Source organism: Brevibacterium mcbrellneri ATCC 49030 (assembly GCF_000178455.1).
Taxonomy (GTDB): Bacteria; Actinomycetota; Actinomycetes; order Actinomycetales; family Brevibacteriaceae; genus Brevibacterium; species Brevibacterium mcbrellneri.
The window spans coordinates 1-19055 of sequence record NZ_ADNU01000056.1 but is presented as its reverse complement, the minus strand read 5'-3'; the positions used below and the strand labels follow the sequence as shown (position 1 = coordinate 19055).

At 56.4% G+C, this 19055-nt stretch carries 21 protein-coding genes and 1 pseudogene; 9 read left to right on the top strand and 13 right to left on the bottom strand.

Features of this window, described 5'->3' with window-relative positions:
• The first annotated feature begins 96 nt into the window (after positions 1 to 96).
• Positions 97 to 549 carry a SufE family protein gene (locus tag HMPREF0183_RS09600; protein ID WP_005885466.1) on the top strand — a complete coding sequence of 151 codons (453 nt, stop codon included), beginning with the start codon at positions 97 to 99 and terminating at the stop codon, positions 547 to 549.
• Positions 546 to 1511: a DUF368 domain-containing protein gene (locus tag HMPREF0183_RS09595; protein ID WP_005885463.1), complete on the top strand. Its 966-nt coding sequence runs from the start codon at positions 546 to 548 to the stop codon at positions 1509 to 1511. The genes HMPREF0183_RS09600 and HMPREF0183_RS09595 overlap by 4 nt, the downstream gene beginning before the upstream one ends.
• On the opposite strand, the gene HMPREF0183_RS09590 is transcribed toward HMPREF0183_RS09595, so the two are convergent.
• On the bottom strand, positions 1453 to 2430 hold the full coding sequence (locus HMPREF0183_RS09590; protein ID WP_005885462.1) for a DUF808 domain-containing protein: 978 nt from the start codon (positions 2428 to 2430) through the stop codon (positions 1453 to 1455). The genes HMPREF0183_RS09595 and HMPREF0183_RS09590 overlap by 59 nt on opposite strands.
• Positions 2431 to 2519: 89 nt before the next feature.
• On the opposite strand from HMPREF0183_RS09590, the gene tpx reads away from it, so the two are divergent.
• Positions 2520 to 3011 carry a thiol peroxidase gene (gene tpx, locus HMPREF0183_RS09585; protein ID WP_005885460.1) on the top strand — a complete coding sequence of 164 codons (492 nt, stop codon included), beginning with the start codon at positions 2520 to 2522 and terminating at the stop codon, positions 3009 to 3011.
• On the opposite strand, the gene HMPREF0183_RS09580 is transcribed toward tpx, so the two are convergent.
• Together HMPREF0183_RS09580 and HMPREF0183_RS12275 are read right to left on the bottom strand one after the other, a co-directional pair.
• Complete coding sequence (locus HMPREF0183_RS09580) at positions 3012 to 3716, bottom strand: PIG-L deacetylase family protein (RefSeq protein WP_005885457.1); 705 nt, start codon at positions 3714 to 3716, stop codon at positions 3012 to 3014. It abuts the gene before it with no gap.
• Positions 3713 to 5479: an N-acetylmuramoyl-L-alanine amidase gene (locus HMPREF0183_RS12275; RefSeq protein ID WP_005885455.1), complete on the bottom strand. Its 1767-nt coding sequence runs from the start codon at positions 5477 to 5479 to the stop codon at positions 3713 to 3715. The genes HMPREF0183_RS09580 and HMPREF0183_RS12275 overlap by 4 nt, the downstream gene beginning before the upstream one ends.
• A gap of 162 nt (positions 5480 to 5641) precedes the next feature.
• On the opposite strand from HMPREF0183_RS12275, the gene HMPREF0183_RS09570 reads away from it, so the two are divergent.
• Positions 5642 to 6823, top strand: a complete 1182-nt coding sequence (locus HMPREF0183_RS09570; RefSeq protein WP_005885451.1) for a C40 family peptidase — start codon at positions 5642 to 5644, stop codon at positions 6821 to 6823.
• Positions 6820 to 7125: pseudogene (locus HMPREF0183_RS13525) on the top strand (diacylglycerol kinase family protein); the annotation flags it as partial. The gene HMPREF0183_RS09570 and the pseudogene HMPREF0183_RS13525, both read left to right, overlap by 4 nt.
• A gap of 502 nt (positions 7126 to 7627) precedes the next feature.
• Here the strand turns inward: HMPREF0183_RS13525 and zupT are convergent.
• The 4 genes from zupT to HMPREF0183_RS09545 all read right to left on the bottom strand — a co-directional run bounded on the left by zupT (position 7628) and on the right by HMPREF0183_RS09545 (position 11617).
• A complete protein-coding gene (gene zupT, locus HMPREF0183_RS09560; protein ID WP_005885447.1) occupies positions 7628 to 8386 on the bottom strand; it encodes a zinc transporter ZupT in 759 nt (252 codons plus the stop codon).
• 107 nt (positions 8387 to 8493) lie between these two features.
• Positions 8494 to 8859: a DUF2185 domain-containing protein gene (locus tag HMPREF0183_RS09555; protein ID WP_005885445.1), complete on the bottom strand. Its 366-nt coding sequence runs from the start codon at positions 8857 to 8859 to the stop codon at positions 8494 to 8496.
• A gap of 111 nt (positions 8860 to 8970) precedes the next feature.
• Complete coding sequence (locus HMPREF0183_RS09550; RefSeq protein ID WP_005885443.1) at positions 8971 to 9393, bottom strand: lipopolysaccharide assembly protein LapA domain-containing protein; 423 nt, start codon at positions 9391 to 9393, stop codon at positions 8971 to 8973.
• Between the two features lie 4 nt (positions 9394 to 9397).
• Positions 9398 to 11617 carry an NADP-dependent isocitrate dehydrogenase gene (locus tag HMPREF0183_RS09545; RefSeq protein ID WP_040348867.1) on the bottom strand — a complete coding sequence of 740 codons (2220 nt, stop codon included), beginning with the start codon at positions 11615 to 11617 and terminating at the stop codon, positions 9398 to 9400.
• A gap of 86 nt (positions 11618 to 11703) precedes the next feature.
• On the opposite strand from HMPREF0183_RS09545, the gene HMPREF0183_RS09540 reads away from it, so the two are divergent.
• Positions 11704 to 12333 carry a thymidine kinase gene (locus tag HMPREF0183_RS09540; RefSeq protein WP_005885439.1) on the top strand — a complete coding sequence of 210 codons (630 nt, stop codon included), beginning with the start codon at positions 11704 to 11706 and terminating at the stop codon, positions 12331 to 12333.
• A 57-nt stretch (positions 12334 to 12390) separates the two neighbouring features.
• Entirely contained in the window at positions 12391 to 13176 is a 786-nt protein-coding gene (locus HMPREF0183_RS09535) for an alpha/beta fold hydrolase (protein WP_005885437.1), read from the top strand.
• Here HMPREF0183_RS09535 and HMPREF0183_RS09530 read toward each other — a convergent pair.
• Positions 13149 to 13502 (bottom strand): DMT family transporter, encoded by a 354-nt coding sequence (locus tag HMPREF0183_RS09530; protein ID WP_005885435.1) that lies wholly within the window; start codon positions 13500 to 13502, stop codon positions 13149 to 13151. The genes HMPREF0183_RS09535 and HMPREF0183_RS09530 overlap by 28 nt on opposite strands.
• Complete coding sequence (locus tag HMPREF0183_RS09525; protein WP_280990792.1) at positions 13499 to 13798, bottom strand: DMT family transporter; 300 nt, start codon at positions 13796 to 13798, stop codon at positions 13499 to 13501. The genes HMPREF0183_RS09530 and HMPREF0183_RS09525 overlap by 4 nt, the downstream gene beginning before the upstream one ends.
• Before the next feature lie 73 nt (positions 13799 to 13871).
• On the opposite strand from HMPREF0183_RS09525, the gene HMPREF0183_RS09520 reads away from it, so the two are divergent.
• Both HMPREF0183_RS09520 and HMPREF0183_RS09515 read left to right on the top strand, forming a co-directional pair.
• Positions 13872 to 14513, top strand: coding sequence for an MBL fold metallo-hydrolase (locus HMPREF0183_RS09520; RefSeq protein WP_005885431.1), 642 nt, complete (start codon positions 13872 to 13874; stop codon positions 14511 to 14513).
• The gene (locus HMPREF0183_RS09515; RefSeq protein ID WP_005885429.1) at positions 14507 to 15034 is read left to right on the top strand and encodes a hypothetical protein; all 528 of its coding nucleotides are present in this window, start codon (positions 14507 to 14509) and stop codon (positions 15032 to 15034) included. Before HMPREF0183_RS09520 ends, HMPREF0183_RS09515 begins: the two co-directional genes overlap by 7 nt.
• A gap of 50 nt (positions 15035 to 15084) precedes the next feature.
• Here the strand turns inward: HMPREF0183_RS09515 and HMPREF0183_RS09510 are convergent, their stop codons facing one another.
• The 4 genes from HMPREF0183_RS09510 to HMPREF0183_RS09495 are packed head-to-tail and all read right to left on the bottom strand — an operon-like array spanning position 15085 to position 18965.
• Positions 15085 to 16101: an ABC transporter ATP-binding protein gene (locus tag HMPREF0183_RS09510; RefSeq protein WP_005885427.1), complete on the bottom strand. Its 1017-nt coding sequence runs from the start codon at positions 16099 to 16101 to the stop codon at positions 15085 to 15087.
• The gene (locus HMPREF0183_RS09505) at positions 16085 to 17095 is read right to left on the bottom strand and encodes an ABC transporter ATP-binding protein (protein WP_005885425.1); all 1011 of its coding nucleotides are present in this window, start codon (positions 17093 to 17095) and stop codon (positions 16085 to 16087) included. The genes HMPREF0183_RS09510 and HMPREF0183_RS09505 overlap by 17 nt, the downstream gene beginning before the upstream one ends.
• A gap of 3 nt (positions 17096 to 17098) precedes the next feature.
• Entirely contained in the window at positions 17099 to 18046 is a 948-nt protein-coding gene (locus HMPREF0183_RS09500) for an ABC transporter permease (protein WP_005885423.1), read from the bottom strand.
• Positions 18039 to 18965, bottom strand: a complete 927-nt coding sequence (locus HMPREF0183_RS09495; protein ID WP_005885422.1) for an ABC transporter permease — start codon at positions 18963 to 18965, stop codon at positions 18039 to 18041. The genes HMPREF0183_RS09500 and HMPREF0183_RS09495 overlap by 8 nt, the downstream gene beginning before the upstream one ends.
• Positions 18966 to 19055 lie beyond the last annotated feature (90 nt).

Genomic DNA, 19055 nt, shown 5'->3' with positions numbered 1-19055 from the left:
CATTTCTTCTTGCAGGTGACGATTAACACGTGCGGAAAACCGCTGATCGCACGGGCTGGTGGCATATCGTTGGAACGGAAATGAAGAGGAGTGACAGTGACACTATCTGCTGATGTTCCGTCCGAACTGCACGACATTGTCCGTGATTTTGCACAGACACCAGAGGAACAACGCTTGGAGTTGTTGCTTGAGTTCTCCGATGAGATCCCCGAACTCCCGCAACGCTACGCAGATAACCCGGATCTTTTAGAGCCAGTTCCCGAATGCCAGTCACCGATCTTCTTTATCGCGGAAGTCGATGGTACGGGAGAAGATGCGCGCGTTTCACTGTTCTTTTCTGCTCCGGCTGAAGCTCCGACAACCCGCGGATTCGCAGGCATTTTAACGGAAGGGTTGGACGGTGCCACGGCCCGTCAAGTGCAGGCCGTGCCGGAAGATTTTGCACTACAACTATCGCTCACTTCGCTGGTGAGCCCGCTGAGGCTAAACGGTATGACTGGAATGCTTGCGCGTATCCAGCGACAGGTGAAGGAGAAAGCTCAACTGTGACTCACCCAAAACGATCGATCAAGCTCATGCCGTTTGACTTTGTGCGCGGCTTTCTCATTGGCCTTGTTGAACTGGTGCCCGGCGTTTCCGGTGGCACGATTGCCCTGGTGACTGGGATTTACGATGAGCTCATCGCCTCTGCAGTCGCGTTCCTTCATGCGTGTAAGCGACTCGTGACTGGACCGGACCGGGTTCACGGATTTATGCATGAACTGCGCAATGTGCAGTGGGGGCTTCTCATTCCGGTGTTCTTGGGAATGGTGACGGCTGTCTTTTCGATCGCCGGAATCATGAGCTCTTTTGTGACGAACTCCCCGGAACATGCTCGTGGCCTCTTTTTTGGCCTGGTGATCGTTTCTATCTATGTGCCAGTATCCATGGCCTATGACAGTGCGGTTGAACGTCACATCAACACAGCCAAAACGTGGATAGGTGGCGCGGTTGCTTTTGTGATCGCAACGATTGTTGCATTTGTCCTAGTGGGTCAAGCTGGTGGCGGAGTAGTAGCGCATCCGCCTGCGTGGATAGTTATTGTGACAGCCGCGATTGCGATTTGCGCGCTTGTGGTGCCGGGAGTTTCCGGATCGTTCTTCCTTTTGGCCGTTGGCTTGTACACCACCACACTTGATGCCGTTCACCAGCGCGATTGGGGCTACCTTGGTGTCTTCATGCTGGGAGCAGTGATCGGTCTAGCGTCCTTTGTCCAGCTTCTGCAATTCTTGCTGAAACGCTTCCGCCTGGTCACACTTATGGCCATGGCCGGGCTCATGCTTGGATCTGTGCGTGCGCTGTGGCCATGGCAACAGTCCCCAGACCCATCTGCACCTGGAGAGCTTGTAGCGCCTTATGCGCCGGTCGCCGGCCCCATCTTGCTCATGCTGGTGGGTGGCGTGATTGTGGTGGTCATGATTGTGGTCGAAAAGCTCGTGCAGTCGCCTTCACCGCAGCCACAACAGCAATAACCAGAAGGCCCCACACGAAGCCCACCACCATGGCTACAACGGTTTCGCCCAACCAGTTGAGGACACCGCCCACTGCGGGGATGTCAATAAAAATATGACCGACAGCGTGAGCGATGTGAAGCGGTAAGTGGAGGCCCAGCTCATCGGCACCCACGAGGAGGATGTGGCCACCTACCCAGAGCATCGCGAAAACTCCCACGATTGTGAGGGTGCTTAACAGCTTAGGCATTGCGTTGACCAGGAAGGTTCCTAGCTTTTGGGTAGCGGGTTTTTGGGCGAGGCGTAAACCGATGTCGTCCATTTTGACGATCAATCCCACCACCCCGTAAACCGCGATCGTAATGAAGAGCGCGACCGCGACCAGAATGGCCGTGCGCATGAGCAGCGGTTCGGAGATGACTTCGTTGAGTGAGATCACCATGATCTCTGTCGACAGAATGAAGTCGGTGACGATTGCAGAACGCACCAGCTGTTTTTCGGCAGCGTCTTCGCGAACAGGATGTTCAGCCTGCTTCTCCTGGTTCGATTCTTCCTGAGCGGGGTTGTCGTCGTGGCCAGTTCTATGAGTGAGTTTGTGCCAAATCTTTTCGGCACCTTCAAAACACAGGTACGTTCCACCAATCATGAGAAGCGGGGTGAGCAGGAACGGAGCAAACGCGCTGAGCAAAAGAGCCAGTGGCAAAATAAAGACCAGCTTGTTGACGATCGAACCCGTCGCGATTTTTCGGATGATCGGCAGTTCACGAGCTGGCTCCACCCCGGAGACGTACTGAGGAGTCACCGCGGCATCGTCGACCACCACACCTGCCGCTTTAGCGCTGGTCTTGGCAGCACCCACCGCAACGTCGTCGACGCTGGCTGCCGCCATACGTGCGATTGCTGCGATGTCGTCGAGTAGAGCGACAAGCCCACCACTCATTGGGGCTCCTTCTGTGAATGTGAAGTGTGTTCGTGACGAGTTCACTTTACCCCCTTGCGCGGAGCGGGGATCACCGTAAGACTGGGGGCATGGCTACTATCACGTTTCAAGGAAACCCAGTTACAACCAACGGAAACCTGCCTACCGGTTCAGCGCCCGAATTTGAACTGACCGGAACTGACCTCGAACCAGTTGCACTGTCGGACTACAAGGGCAAGCGTGTTGTTCTGAACATCTTCCCGTCTGTTGACACCGGGGTGTGTGCAAAGTCTGTGCGCACTTTTAATGAAAAAGCTACAGAGCTTGAGAACACTGTCGTAATCTGCGCTTCGAAGGACCTGCCGTTTGCTCTGGGTCGATTCTGCGGTGCAGAAGGAATCGACAACGTGGTGTCCGGTTCTGGTTTCCGTTCACCGTTTGGCGACGACTATGGCGTTGAAATGACCGACGGGCCGCTCAAGGGTCTGTACTCGCGCGCTGTTGTTGTGATTGATGAGAACGGCAAAATCGTGTACTCACAGCAAGTCGAAGAAATCGGGGAAGAACCAGACTACGACGCTGCTTTGAACGCCCTGAACTAATCACATGTCATAGACGCGAATTGCTAGCGCGTTGGCGACTCCCACCTCGGTCCCCGTTCCTGCCGTGAACTGATCGAAGAGTTCCCGGGCCGTGGGGTAGTCATCACCGAGGTTGTCGAGATACACGCGGTGAGCCGCCAAAGACGCTACCCCAGCTTCGAACGGTTCGCCGGAAACATCGACGTAGTGGGTGGGGTCGTCTGCGCCGGTTACAAGGAGCTGGTGAGCCTTCCACGGTTCGCCAGCTCCTTGAAATATCCACGGGTTGTCAGCGTCCCTGATCGCATCAACCGTCGCTACGCCGCACGCCCGGTGGTCAACGTGGTTGAGTCCCCACCGGGCCTTAAGGTCAAAGTTGATGGTCATAACCGCGTCAGGGCGAAACTCGCGAATCTCTCGAGTGATCGCTTCGCGGACCTCGTGAGTTGGTTCAATCAGACCGTCTGGAAACTCCAAAACAGTCAGTTCAGCACCCACGATTCGGCACGCTTCTTCCTGCTCGGCAACGCGAATGCGTTTGCACTCGTCAGGTGCGATCGTGCGGATACCCGCCTCTCCAGCTGACAGCAGAACGTAGCGCACGCGCGCGCCCTGCTTGACCCATTTGGCCACGCACGCCGATCCGCCATATTCCATATCATCCGGGTGGGCAACAACGCATAAGACTCGCTCCAAGTCGGAGTCGTCAAAGTGCTTGAGCGTCACTTCGCGTTCCCGCTGACTTTGGGCACTCGGGCCTTTGCGCCGTCCTTCTTGGACCACGTGATCGTGCCGTACTGGAACTTTTGAGAAGCGGAGCCATTCTTGGTCACTTCGTCTCCGACTGGGTAGCCCAACGGTCCACGCTCATACTTGTTCTTGGCCCATTCGTCATGGATAGCACCATAGGTAGCGTGTGCTCCGGAGCCTTTCGACCAGTGGACTACACCGTTTTCAAAACTCTGGTAGCAGCCGCCATCTGGAAGCCCGCAGATTGCGTCGGTGATAGGAAGACCCAGGCGGGACCGTTCCCACCCCATCTTTTTCCACGCGTCGAGAATCGCGCCTTCGATTCGGTAGGTTCCGCGGTCGTTTGAAACAACTAATCGCGATCCATAGTTGCGTGCCTTCGTGTCGTTGCGGAACTTCAGCGTGACTTCGCCCGAGCTAGGCTTGCCAAGATTGTGCTTGTTGGCGTATTCGTCAATAGGGTTTCCGTTGGACAAGCGACGGATCTCAGGAATCTGACCGTACAGGCCGTCACCGGGGCAGTCAGTAGAGCCGACGTCGCGGTGTCCAATCACGCGTGGCACGTTAAACATGGCACCCTTTGGCTTCTTAGCGCCGGGGCCGCCAGCGGACCTGATTCTCATGTTTGAGTTGACGTTCCAGCCCCATTTCTGTGACTGCCAGCGAATCACGCGGGACAGCGCGTCAACAACTTCCCGAGGTGCGGGTTTGTTGTACGTTCCCATGACGGAAACGCCGAACGTACCTTCGTTGACCGCCACCGCGTGTGCGCCTACGGTTGCCTTGTCGAGTCCGCCTGCGCGACCTTCGTAGATCTTGCCAAATCGGTCAATGAGCATGTTGTATCCGATGTCGCACCAGCCACGACTCTTCTGGTGGTATGCCTGGATACCGCGCAAAATGCCGGGAACTTCGCCCTGTGAGTACTTGCTTGCACCGTTGGTGTGGTGAATGACGACACCTTCGTTGCGCTTGGCATGGTCGATGTCGCAACGTGGTCTACTTGCGCCCCACTGGCTTCGGGTCACGTATTCGAGCCCGTCAACTTTGGCGACGTTGTTGGCTTCGAATGCACCATTTGCCGCCTGTGCGTTGTACGTGGTGTTGGTCGCCGAGGTCGCCCCCAGTTCGCCAGGGTCGGCGGGTTGGTCTGGGGTGTCGCTACCAGTGTCGTGGAGCGGGCGGTCAATCGCGTGACCGGCTATGATGTCGTCCGCTTGAGTCCGTTCAGTTACCGAGACTGAAACCTTGACGGGGCCGTCAGACTTCACCTGTACCACTTCGTATGGAGCTACGACGACAGCGTCGGTGGACTCGTTGTGTTCGTCGGAGTTGGGGTCACGGCCTTCGTCGCTGACAGGCATCTGTTCCCATTCGCCCCAGTTTTCACCTTGGGCGTGGCGAGTGCGGTACTGCACATTGCGTTCGCCTTCGCCTTCCCAGGTCACGCCCATGACGGTAATCAGGCGAGAGTTGTTCTTTTGGGAGTTAGCTTTTGTGGTGTTGATCGTCTGCTGTGCGCCATCGACATTCTGTTGTGTGGTGGTGACTGGCGCGTTTTGATCGCTCATTTTGGCAGATGACTGGGAGTGAGCGTCATAAGCGCTCGGGTTTGTCCGGATTTGAGTCTGGAACGGTTCAGCGCCAGGGTCAAACGGGAGTGCGCTATGCGTGGTCGCAGGCGCAAGCGAAGCAACTGCAGCTGACAGAGCAACTGCTGACACAAAAAAACGTTTCATCAGGGGTCCTTACATAGGGGAAGACGGGACCATCGGAGAACACGATACGGGTTAAACCTGGAGAACTGTCAACGACTCGCCGGAGCGTGTCTATCTCGTCATCGTTTTAGCTCGCTAGACTTGTGTACAAAATGTCCGTCTTCCCCTAGCAAGGACAGTGTGATGAAAACTTTTGCCACCTCGGCGATTCTCGCCGCAACGCTGGTTGCAGGAACAGTAACGCCAGCATTTGCCACGGAACCTACCAACCACGTTTATTTGCTCACGGGAAATGTCCGTGACCACAACGTGCAAGAAGCGAAACCTCGCAAACACAAAGAACCAGCACCAGTGGTGAAAGAGCCGAATCTGTCGGAGCCAAAAACTCAGGCGCCTGCGCCAATGCCTAAAGCTCCGGTTGTTGCTCGTCACGGTGACGTGCGTAAGGGTGACACAGCATATGTTGTGGTTTCAGCCGCGACATTGTGGAAGTCGCCCTCATCCCCGCGTAAACAGGATGCACCGGCTTTGCAGAATCCAGCGAAAATGGATGAATGGAATCACGGGCTGACCGACCGCAAGGGGTTGACCGGACGCACAGAAACGCAAGCGATCTACGGTGATGCGGTGTACGTGTGGGATGTGCGTGGCGAATGGGCTCGCGTAGGTGTGACCACCGAACCAGCGCCTGGCAAACCTCGCGGATATGAAGCGTGGGTGCCTAAGCGACAGCTTGCGAAGAGTCCCGCTTTTGGGGATGCGAGCAAGAAACTGACGCATGTGGTTTCGGTGAAGAAATCACGGGCGTATGTGGAAGCTGAACCCACCAAAACCACGGGTCGCACGCGGATCGAAGTGCCTTTCAACACGCGACTTCCGATTACTAACACGCGCGATGGAAAGGCCCGCGTAGCACTGCCGGACAACCGGTTCGGATGGATCTCCTTTAATGACGTTGAGCGGTTTGACCAGCGCGAGAACCTTCCAAAGCCCAAGTCGTCACAGCTGGTGGAGACGGGACGCCAGTTCTTGGGGTTGAAGTACACGTGGGGTGGAACGTCATCCTACGGCTTTGACTGCTCAGGCTTCACCTATTCGATCTACCGGGCACACGGCATTACGATTCCGCGTGACTCAGGGCCACAGTCGAAGATGGGGCGCACGGTTTCCCAGCGCGATATGCAACCGGGTGACTTGATTTTCTTCGCTTCCAAGCGCGGTAAGGGAAGCGTGTACCACGTGGGTATGTACATCGGTCACGGGAAGATGATCCACGCGCCTAATGCTTCACGGTCAGTTGAGATCGTGAACTGGAAGTCATGGGGCGGAGCGCGTGACTTCGCAGGTGTGAAACGTTACGTGTGATAGGGGTTGTGGCGCACCCCGCGCGCCGGGGTACGCGCCAGGTTGTTGAGCGGTTGCGCGCTGCTTCCAGCTCGGTTGCTACCACCTCGGCCGAGGTCGTTGTCACCTACACCACGCCCGCTCACCCGGGTGGGGAACAGGCGAGGAGGCTCTTAGACGCTGGGGCTCAACGGCTCGTTGTGGTGGGTGGCGATGGAACCGTTGCACAATGTGCGCATGCCGTGATTGAGTGGATCGATGAGCGTCAGCCGGCTGTTCCACCGCGCCTCATTCCTATTCCGGTGGGTTCTGCGAACTTGTTTTGGCGAAACTTGGTGGCAACGTTTCCGCCCGGCCCAGCCGATGTGGATGTGGCACGTGTGACGCTTCATCCCAGTGGCTCTACCACCACCAGTTTGGTGGCTGTGGGAGTGGGAAACTCAGTGCGAGCCATCCAACGCACACCTGCCCAGAAGCACTGGTGGTCGTACATCCTAGCGGGTGTCCGCCTGTGGTCGTGGACGGGCAACCCGTGGACGGAAGAAGTGGGGAACATCGCTGGCGTGCCTCACCGCGTGCGGATTTTTGACTCGCGTCTAGACTCCGGCTCCCTGTGCCACACGGTTTTCTCTCCCACAACGCTTGCTGACTGGGCATGTGCCGGTGCCTGGGCTGTGGGAGCTGGCCGGGAGCCTGCTGCCATTCGTGCCCACGTGGGGGAGTCCTTTGACCTGGACGCACCGCACGGCCTCCACGTTGACGGTGAGGTCTACACCAAGGTGCGGGGCGCGCGGGTGCAGGTACGACCTCGGGCGTTACCTGTCCTCATCCCAGCATGAGCAGGGACAGCGCCATGACTGCCATCCCCGCAAACAAGCCGAACAGCGGCGCCCTGGGATGACCTTGGTTGTGGGCGGCTGGGAGAAGCTGGCTGAACGAAATGTAGACCATGATTCCACCCACCCCGGCGAACACGATTCCGAAAATGGTGGGGGTCATGAACGGTGCGAGGATCAGGTATCCCAGAACCGCACCGGCTGGTTCTGCGAGTCCGGACAGCAGAGCCCAACGAAACGCCTTGGCTACTGATCCTGTCGCGTGAAGGATAGGGACGGCTACTGCGAGACCTTCCGGAATGTTGTGGATTGCAATTGCAACGACGATCGGAATAGCCAGCGTGTGATCCGTGAGCGCGGTGAGGAACGTTGCGAAGCCTTCGGGGAAGTTATGGAGCGCAATCGCAATGGCTGTGAAAACGCCCATGCGGAGCAAACGCACGTCCGAGGTGGTGGTTGTGGAAGGGTTGATGTGGTCCGGGACCAGCGCGTCAATGACGGCGGCAAAAACGATTCCGCCGAATAGGGCGCCCACTGCAATCCAAGGTGCAGCTGGGTTTTCTACTGATTCGATTGCTTCGGGCAGGATTTCTACGAGTGACACGTAAATCATGACGCCGGCTGAAAAGCCTAGAGCGCCTGAGAAGAAACGGGCGGAACGTGCGAGGTTTGTTACCCCCAGAAGGGCGCCCAAGCCGGTTGCTAGACCTGCGGCCATGCTCATCAGAAAAGGTACGACGAACTCCATGACATCGGTTCTATACCGGCACGTTACGGGGGCACAACTCAATATGTATGCACTTAAGCAAGTGTGCAAACCACGCTGGGGGAGCAGGGGTAGTGTGGAGAAGCCTTCTAGTCGCGGAACTGGGGAGGAACGAACAGCTCTTCTTGGGGGATGACGCGACCGGTTTTACTGTCGATGATGCTCATACCTTTTTCGTGGCGGAGCAGTTCCAGATCGGAGCCTACTGGCATGTCCCAGATTCCGATGAGCGCTGGTTCGATAGCGCACAGGTCGTTGAAGTCGGCAATCTGCCAGTTCGAAGGGTCGTTCAGGTAGTCAGACGTATCGATATCGCTGAGGATCTGCCACCCGTTATCAGCCGGTGCGTGGGATTCTCCACGCACCATCCACCGCACTTTCCCCTCACCGGAAAGGACATTTTTAGAAACTGCGCACGCACCAGCATTGGGGATGAATTCGATGTACTTGCTCACGGTGTACTCCAGACTGTGCGACGAGTGCAGAAAAGTGCAGATATGGGTAGTAAAACGAAGAGGCCCACCACGGATATTTCCAACTCCGTGGTGGGCCTGTCAAGTGAGCTATTAACGCTTTTGAGCTCTCTTGAGCCTGCGCCCAAGCAAGATGATGCGCACGGTTCCAATAATCGCGGCGATCAAAATTCCAGCGATCGCAGCGAGGAGGAGCGCAACTCCCAGTGGCATGGAGAACGACCAGGCGAAGTAGCTGATGTCTACCGGCTGGTTGTTTTGCATGACAAACACCAATAGCAACACTAGGATCAACGCACCCAGAATCAATGCGACCCATATGAACGCGGACACGCCTGACTTCTCCTGCTTCGTGGACTGTGCAGGTTTGTCATATACCGGTCCGTCGATCTGAGGTGCTTCCGGTGCTTGTGCGCCGTCTGCCACTGGTGGTGCACTGTGAGGTGCCTGGGGTCCAGATCCCAACGATCCGGGCCCAGACCCAAACGAAGGAGGCGTTGCCTGAGGGTTACTCATCCTTTCACCTACCCAGCTTGGCGATGATGTCGTTGAAGGTTGTTGAAGGTCGCATGACCTCGGTCACCTTCGCGTCGTCTGGGTTGTAGTAACCACCCAAGTCAACACCTTCGCCCTGCACCTCAATGAGGTCCTTGGTGATGGCCTCTTCCTGCTCACGCAGTTCGCGTGCGATCGGTTCAAATGCTTGCGCAAGCTCTGCGTCGTCAGTCTGCTTGGCCAGTTCTTCAGCCCAGTACAGGGTGAGGTAGAAGTGGCTACTGCGGTTGTCGATCTCGCCCACCTTACGTGACGGCGAGCGGTTCTCTTCCAAGAACGTTGCCGTTGCGTCATCGAGGGTGGAGGCCAAAACGCCAGCGCGCTCGTTCCCATCGCTGAGCTTGAAGTGACGCAGAGACTCCGCAATCGCAAAGAACTCACCCAAGGAGTCCCAGCGCAAGTGGTTTTCTTCCACGAGCTGCTGTACGTGCTTAGGAGCAGAACCACCAGCACCGGTTTCGAACAGTCCACCACCGGCGATCAGCGGAACCACCGAGAGCATCTTGGCTGAGGTTCCAAGTTCCAGAATGGGGAACAGGTCAGTGTTGTAGTCACGTAGCACGTTACCGGTCACCGAAATGGTGTCCTTGCCTTCACGAATCCGGTCGAGTGAGAACTGGGTCGCGTCAACCGGGTTCATGATGCGAATGTCCAGCCCGTCAGTGTCGTGCTCCTTGAGGTACTCGTTGACCTTTTCAATAAGGTTACGGTCGTGGGCACGAGTCTCGTCCAACCAGAACACTGCAGGTGTTTCTGACAAGCGAGCGCGGGTAACAGCCAGCTTGACCCAGTCGCGGACTGGGATGTCCTTGGTCTGGCATGCACGCCAAATGTCCCCGGCGGACACCTTGTGGCTCATGAGAACTTCGCCAGCGGAGTTAACGACCTCGACGGTTCCTTCTTCCTTGATTTCGAAGGTCTTGTCGTGGCTTCCGTATTCTTCGGCCTTCTGTGCCATGAGACCCACGTTCGGTACCGATCCCATGGTTGCGGGGTCGTACGCTCCGTGTGCCTTGCAGTCGTCGATCACGGTCTGGTAGACACCGGCGTATGACGAGTCAGGGATAACAGCCAGGGTGTCGGCCTCGTTCCCGTCTGGTCCCCACATCTTTCCACCGATACGAATCATGGCTGGCATGGATGCGTCCACGATCACGTCAGATGGAACGTGAAGGTTGGTGATTCCCTTGTCGGAGTTCACCATGGCCAAAGCAGGGCCTTCTTCGAGTTCTTTGGAGATCGATTCCTTGATCTGTTCCGCGTCGTCCCCGTCCAGTTCGTCAAGACCAGCCAGGATTGCGCCCAGACCGTCTGCAGGGCTCAACCCTGCCTTTGCCAGCACGTCGCCATAGTTGGCGAACGTCTGCGGGAAGAAAGTGGTGATGACGTGGCCAAACAGGATCGGGTCGGACACCTTCATCATGGTGGCCTTGAGGTGAACCGAGAAGAGAACACCTGTTTCTTTAGCCTTGGCGACCTGTTCCTTCAAGAATGCGTCCAAACGCGCAACATCCATGAACGTGGAGTCGACAATTTCGCCCTTGAGAACCTTGAGGTCGTCTTTCAGGACCGAGGTGCCCGCAGCTCCTACGTGGCGGATAGTCAGCGTGTCATCGGCAGGCATAATGACGGACTGTTCGTTGGAACGGAAGTCGTTTTCGCCCATAGTTGCGACCTGCGTCTTGGAGTCTGCGGTCCATTCGCCCATGGAGTGCGGGTGAGCCTGTGCGTACTGCTTGACAGCTTTAGGCGCACGGCGGTCAGAGTTACCTTCACGCAGAACTGGGTTAACAGCTGAACCCTTCACGCGGTCGTAACGGGCGCGGATGTCACGCTCTTCGTCAGTGGACGGCTCTTCAGGATAGTTGGGAATTGCAAAACCCTGGCTCTGCAGTTCCTTGATGGTGGCCTTGAGCTGGGGAACGGAAGCAGAAATGTTTGGAAGCTTAATGATGTTAGCTTCTGGTGTCTTCGCAAGGTCGCCCAGTTCTGCCAGAGCGTCGCTGTGGCGCTGGTCTTCCTTCAGGTAGTCAGGGAACTGAGCCAGGACACGGCTGGCCAGTGAAATGTCACGTGTGGTGACGTCGATTCCGGCTTTGCGCGCAAAAGCTTCAATGATGGGCTTAAGCGAATATGTTGCAAGAAGCGGAGCTTCATCTGTACGGGTGTAAATGATCTGAGCCATGTGTGCTTCCCTGTTGACAGTAGTTTTCATTGCTCAGTCTATCCATTCGGTACGCGGTAGCATGAACCGGGGAAGGAAGGTCGGACGTGGCAAAACTTTATTTCCGCTATGGTGCGATGAACTCGGGAAAGTCGACCGCGCTTTTACAAGCTGCGTATAACTATGAAGAACGTGGGCAGCGAGTTCTGTTAGCGAAGCCAGCAATTGACACAAAAGGCAATACGCAGATCGTGTCTCGCTTGGGCGTTACCCGCACCGTGGACTTCCTCATTGACCCCACTGACACTGTCGAGGATGTCTTTGACGACGTCGCAGGTTATGTTGATCGCTCAGCCCTGTTAGAAACTCTTGACTTTTCCACCGATCCCGTTGCGTGTCTCCTCATCGATGAAGCCCAGTTCCTGACAAACGAACAAGTTGACGGGCTCATGCGGATTGCCGTCTGTCGGAACGTTCCAGTGATGTGTTACGGCATTCGCACCGACTTCCGAACTCATGCCTTCCCTGGCTCAGCACGGCTTTTAGAGATTGCGCACAGCCTCGAAGAACTCAAAACCATTTGCCGGTGCGGCCGTAAAGCCATGTTCAATGGCCGCAAAGTCGACGGCAACTATGTGTTTGACGGCGACCAAGTAGCTATCGACGGCATGAGCGTGACATATGAGTCGCTGTGTCCTGCGTGCTACCTAAAAGAAAGCGGCGGGGTACTGCAATAAAGGTACTGCAACAACCCGGGCCACACATAGGATTGGAATAACAAGAAAGGAGCATACGTGAAACCGCTTGCCTATCGAATTCTGAATGCAACCGATTCCGACCTTCCCCTTCTCATTCTTGGTACACCTCTTGGAACAGCTTCCACCGTGTGGGCTTCGGTGGGATACCGCCTGGTGGAGCACTTCCGCGTGGTAATCACCGAACTTCCCGGACACGGCCTGGACGCTGCAAACGCTCCTGAAAACGGCGAAGCCACCAACCTCACTGTCGACCAGATCGCGCAACGCACTGTCGCTGTTGCTGACTCATTAGACGCCCAGAAATTCTTCTATGCTGGCTGCTCAATCTCTGGGGGAGTAGCCCAGATTCTGGCACTCGACCACGCTGACCGCGTCGAACGCGTCGCAGCGGTGTGCACTGCTCCTAAGTTTGGGGATCCTGAAACCTGGCACGACCGCATCGAAACAGTGCGCGAAGACGGCACTCGCTCTCTCTTGCCAGACACCGCCGACAGGTGGTTCGCGGCCGGTTTCCTCGACGATGACATCGCTGCCGGTCACATGGTGCTCGAAGACATGGCAACGACCTCGGACCAGGCCTACATTGCCTGCTGTGCGGCCCTGGCCACGTACGACATCACCGACCGCGTGCCTAACATCGACATTCCCATCCTGTACATGGCTGGGGCACAGGACTTCGGCAACGACCCGGACTCCATGCGCGAACTCTCACGCCAAACCCCACACGGCACGTTCGCAGTCATTCCAGACGCAGCCCATATTGTCATGGTTGAGCACCCGGAACTCGTGGCCGATCACTTAGTGTCGTTCATGGCATCCTGAGAGGTCTTCCCAGAGGGTTTTGCAGAGCGCGTAGCCAACTGCAAGCCAACAACACCTGCGATGATGGCTATCAGGCACAGGATTGTTCCGGGGCCAAACGGTTCACCTCGCAGTGCTGCCCATACCGCAGTAGTTGCGGCTCCAACCCCTGACCACACGGCATACGACGTACCCATGGGAATCGTGCGCATGGCGTAGCTCAAGCCGGCCAATGACAAGCACAGACCGATGACAAACCAGACCGGGGCATAAGGCAGATCGCCTGCAAGCGCATGCGCCCACACTGCTTCAAGTGCGCCGCTGATGAAGAGGATGAACCAATTCATGCCATCACCTGTAACCCCACTACGCCGGCCACCACGAGAAATACGCATACCAACCGGAGCGCTGTGGGCTTTTCATGGCCGCGAATGAATGACACCACAACAGTGGTGACAGCGCCGGCACCAATCCACACCGCATACCCCACGCCTACGGGGATCGTGCGAAGCGCCAGCGCAAGACCGCCCATCGACACAACGCCTCCGATCACAAAAATCACGGCTCGGAGCCACAACTTCATGGAACGGGCAGCCAGGGCAAACGCCCATACAACTTCAAACATTCCAGAAAGTACAAGAATTACCCACGCCAGGCTGAATCCCTCCCTCGTTCAAGACTAGGGTTGAGAGTGAACGTTTTACAAAGGAGGACGTATGGAAACGCTTGAACTTAACGACGTTACAATTCGTTGGATTTCCGTGTCGGATATGGAGAACAACGTCTATTTGATCACGTCGAAGAAAACAGACAAGCAGGTGCTCATCGACGCTGCGAATGACACTGCTCAGATCGAAAAGCTCGTGAAGGAACACGGGAACGGCACACTCGAAGCTGTTCTCACCACACACAGCCACCCGGACCACGTGCAGTCCCTTGCTGAGATCGCGCGCATGTTTGACGCCCGCACGCTCGCAGGACTGTACGACGTGTCTGAAATCGAAAGCCAGACCGGCATCGAGATCGACGAACAGCTTGCCAACGACGACATGCTCGAGTTCGACGGTTTCCGTCTGCGTGCCGTGCACCTCAAGGGACACACTCCAGGTTCGATCGCATACGTCTTGCGTGACTATCCCGGTGAACAGCGTTTCATCTTCAGTGGTGACTCGCTTTTCCCTGGAGGTCCAGGCAAAACCACTAACCCAGAAGACTTCACGCAGCTGATGAACGACCTCGAAACCCGTATTTTCGAACCTTTTGCTGACGACACCGTCGTTCTTCCAGGACACGGCGTTCGCACTGAACTGGGTGCTGAGCGTCCTCACCTGGACGAGTGGCGCCAGCGCGGATGGTGACCCGACTCCAGCTGGGAAGCATGCGCTGGACGTGGCTCATCACCAGTGCGGTAGTGGTGGTCGCGGTTGGCTCAATTCTGTGGCAAGAGTTTTCCGTCCGAGGCGTTGCCCTGTGCGGTCTGCCCGTCCTGTTTGCGTGTGGGGCGTGGATTTTCTACGGTCGCCCTAACGTGACTTTGACCGACACCGGGGTGCGCGTCATCAACCCCGTGCGTAGCACGGAAGTTGAGTCGACCTCGGTCACGTCGGTTGACACCACGTACGGACTTCAGTTGCGCTGTTCTGGAAAGAAAATCAACGCGTGGGCGCTCACCGACATGGGCTCGAAGAAGGCCCGGACTGAGCGCGCAGCGGGCATAGCTCCTGCACTTCCCGAAATCGAGATGGTCACGTCTCACTTAACCAATGTGAAGAAGAGCAAAGCGGAAACTCCGCCGCCCCAGCAAAAAGTAGATGCGCTTCCGCTTGTGCTGATAGGCATCTCGCTCGCTTGGTTTGTGTGGGGGATGACTGCTCTATAGAAAAACGTATGGCCCGGATTTTTCCGGGCCATACGTGGTTCTACACGGTCTTACTCCACACCAGGGTCAATACTGGGGAAGTGGCACGCAGTGGCGTGCTTGACGTCAGAGTCCTCACGGATCTTGAGCTCTGGGAGCTCGGTGGCGCAGATCTCCTGAGCCTTCCAACACCGCGTCCTAAAGCGGCAGCCGCTAGGTGGATTTGCCGGTGAAGGCGGATCACCCTGCAGAACGATCTGCTTCTTGGACTCACGCGCCTCCGGATCCGGCACTGGGACGGCAGACAGGAGCGCCTGAGTGTAGGGGTGACCTGCGTTTTCGTAAATGTCGGTTTCGTCACCGATCTCAGCGAAACGACCCAGGTACATCACGCCCACACGGTCAGAAATGTGGCGGACAACAGAGAGGTCGTGCGCAATGAAGATATACGCAAGACCCAACTCCTTCTGGAGCTTGCCCAAAAGGTTCATCACCTGAGCCTGAATCGACACGTCAAGCGCAGAAACCGGCTCATCACAAATGATGATTTCAGGGTTGAGCGCCAAACCACGCGCAATTCCAATACGCTGACGCTGACCACCAGAGAACTGGTGCGGGTAGCGGTTAATGAGATCTGGGCTCAGACCCACCAGTTCGAGAAGTTCACGCACCCGTTCAGCACGCTTGTTCTTGGGAACAACGTCGGGGTGAATCTCAAGCGGCTCACCCACGATGTCGCCCACGGTCATACGCGGGTTCAGCGAGGTGTAAGGGTCCTGAAACACGATCTGAACGTTACGGCGCATGCGTTTGAGGCTGGCACCCGAACGTCCAAACACAGGCTCACCTCGGTAGAGAACCTCACCGGAAGTGGGCTTCTCAAGTCCCATGAGCAGACGAGCCATCGTGGACTTTCCACATCCAGACTCACCCACAACTCCCAAAGTTTCACCGGGGTACAGGTCAAAGGAAACACCGTCTACTGCCTTGACCGCACCGTACTTCCGCTTGATGACAGCGCCTTTGGTGAGGGGGTAGTGTTTCGTGAGGTCGCGGACCTGCAGAATTGGCTCACTTTGCTGTGCCATTGAAAACCTCCTCAGCTCGGTGACACGTGACGAATCGACCCGGAACTATCTCCTGCTTAGATGGGCGTTCAGCTCGGCATGTGTCCATGGCATATGGGCACCGAGGCGCGAACTCACACCCAGCGGGGAGATTCAGAAGGTTCGGAGGTAGCCCCTTGATAGCGGCGAGGTCCTGACCCTTCATGTCCACGCGGGGGATCGAAGCCAAAAGCCCTTCTGTGTATGGGTGAGCTGGTTGACGGTAGATGTCGTGAACCTGAGCGGATTCGACAATACGCCCGGCGTACATCACGGCGATCTTGTCGGCGACGTCAGCGACGACACCCAGGTCGTGCGTAATGAGCACCAAACCCATACCGCGCTCTTCTTGGAGTTCTTTCAGCAGATCCATGATCTGCGCTTGAACCGTCACATCGAGTGCGGTGGTGGGTTCGTCAGCAATCAGGACGTCAGGGTCCAGAGCGATCGACATTGCGATCATGATGCGCTGACGCATACCACCGGAAAACTGGTGTGGATAATCACCTACACGGTCAGCTGCGGCGGGAATGCGCACTCGCTTCATCAGCTCGATCGCGCGTTCGCGGGCGTCCTTACGGTTCATGCCTTTGCGCTTGCGCAGTACCTCGGAGATCTGCCATCCAACCGGGAACAACGGGTTCAGTGAAGAAAGAGCATCCTGGAACACCATGGCGATGTTCTGCCCGCGGACTTTCCGACGATCTTCCTTTGACATTTTCAGAACGTCACGTCCGCGGAACAGAACTTCACCGCCGGTCACAAAACCGGGAGGAGTGTCCAAAATTCCCATGATTGCCTGAGCCGTGACGGATTTACCCGACCCAGATTCACCCAGAACGGCGAGTGTCTCTCCTTCGTCAACCGAATAGTTCACCCCGTTGACGGCTTTTACGACACCTTGTTGTGTGCGGAACTCAACCGTGAGGTTACGCACGTCCAAGAGTGGCTGCTTTGCAGAGTCGTTGTTGTCCATTCTTTACCTCGACTTTGGATCGAAAGCGTCACGCACAATGTCACCGAGCACAATGAACGAGAATACACACAGGCTCAGTGCGGCAGCTGGGAAGAGCATCATGTGCGGAGCAACACGCATGTACGACTGCGAGTCCGAAATCATAATTCCCCATGACACGACGTTTCCTTGCAAACCGATACCCAGGAACGACAGGGTGGCTTCGGCTGCGATGTACACACCCAGGTTGATCGTTGCAATCACGATGACCGGTCCAATGGCGTTTGGAATCACGTGCTTGAGCATCATGCGCCAGCCTGACGCACCCAAAGCGCGGGCCGACTGTACGTAGTCCATTTGGGCTACCTGCAAAACCGTGGAACGCATCATACGCATGAGCCCTGGCCAACCGAAGAGAGCCAACGCGATGACAACCTTGAGGATCGTGATGAAGTACGGAGTCTGAGGTGTCGTTGGGAAGGACACCAGGACAAGGAGTCCTGCAAGCAGCACCGGAATACCTGCGAAAATCTCACCCAGGCGAGAAATCAGCATATCGGCGAACTTGCGATAGTACCCAGCGATCGCGCCGAGTGTCACACCGATCGACAGAACTCCAATCGAGGTAAGGACCCCCACGAGAATCGACGCGCGAGCACCGTGGATAGTGCGTGCATAAACGTCGCATCCGCGGACGTCGTAACCGAAGATCGCTTCTGAACTGGGCAGTTGCTTAGTGCGCAGAAGCGAACATTCGTTGGGGTTCTTCGAGGTGAAGAGTTCCGGCACAATCGCCATGACGATGAATAGCAACAAAACGCCAGCTGTGATCCAGAACAGAGGCCTCTTGAACATTGAGCGGAACGCGTCGCCAGTGAGCGAGGTAGCACGTGGCGCATCGCCACCGTCGGGCTTGATCGGATCTTGTACGGGTGCCGTTTCGGCAACTGTCAAACTTTCTGGATTACTCATATCGGATCCTTGGGTCGAGCCATGCGTAGAGAACGTCAACGGCGAGGTTGACCAGGAGGTACACAAGGACGAAGAGAGCGACAACGCTGGTCACTGTTTGTCCTTCGCGCCCGTTAAGCGCACCAAACACCATTCCACCTAGACCGGAAACGTTGAAAATACCTTCGGTGACAATCGCTCCACCAAGGAGCGCACCAAAGTCGGTTCCGAGGAATGTGACGACCGGCAACATGGAGTTGCGCAAAACGTGGACACCTACGACGCGTGTTTGGGTCAGGCCCTTTGCGGTAGCTGCGCGGACATAGTCGGAGCGCATGTTTTCAGCGATGGAGTTACGAACCAGACGTGCAACGTATGCAATCGATGCTGATCCTAGAACGAAGCCGGGGAGGATGAGTTCGCTCCATTTGCCTTCGGGGGAAGCGGTCGCAGGGAAGATCTGCCACTGCATACCCAGGTAGAGCTGAAGAACACGACCGATAACGAACACCGGAATAGAAATAACGACAAGGGTCGAAACCAAGACCAAGCTGTCGATGAACTTTCCGCGACGCAACCCGGCCCACACACCGGCAGCGATGCCGATGACTGCCTCGAACACGATTGCGATAATCGTTAAGCGGAAAGTGGTGGGAAAGCGGTTTTTGATCTGATCGGTCACGTCAATTCCGGAGAATGTGGTTCCAAAGTCTCCGGTAATGAGGTTAAGGAAATACTTCGCGTAGCTGATGAGAAGCGGGTCATCGAGGTTGTATTTAGCCCGCATCATTTGAACGTACGCTTCGGGGCATGCGCGTTCACCGCAACGCCCAACAAAGGGGTCTGACTGCAGACCCCACACCATGAGATAAATGAGAAATGTGGTGCCGATGACCACAGGAATGATTTGTAAAATTCGGCGGATGACATATGCACCCATGAGTTACTCCCAAGAGCTGAACACCCGCATAAGCGGGCAATAAGAGATTCTTATTGCCCGCCGTGCGGTATGTCCATCACGAATAGTGAA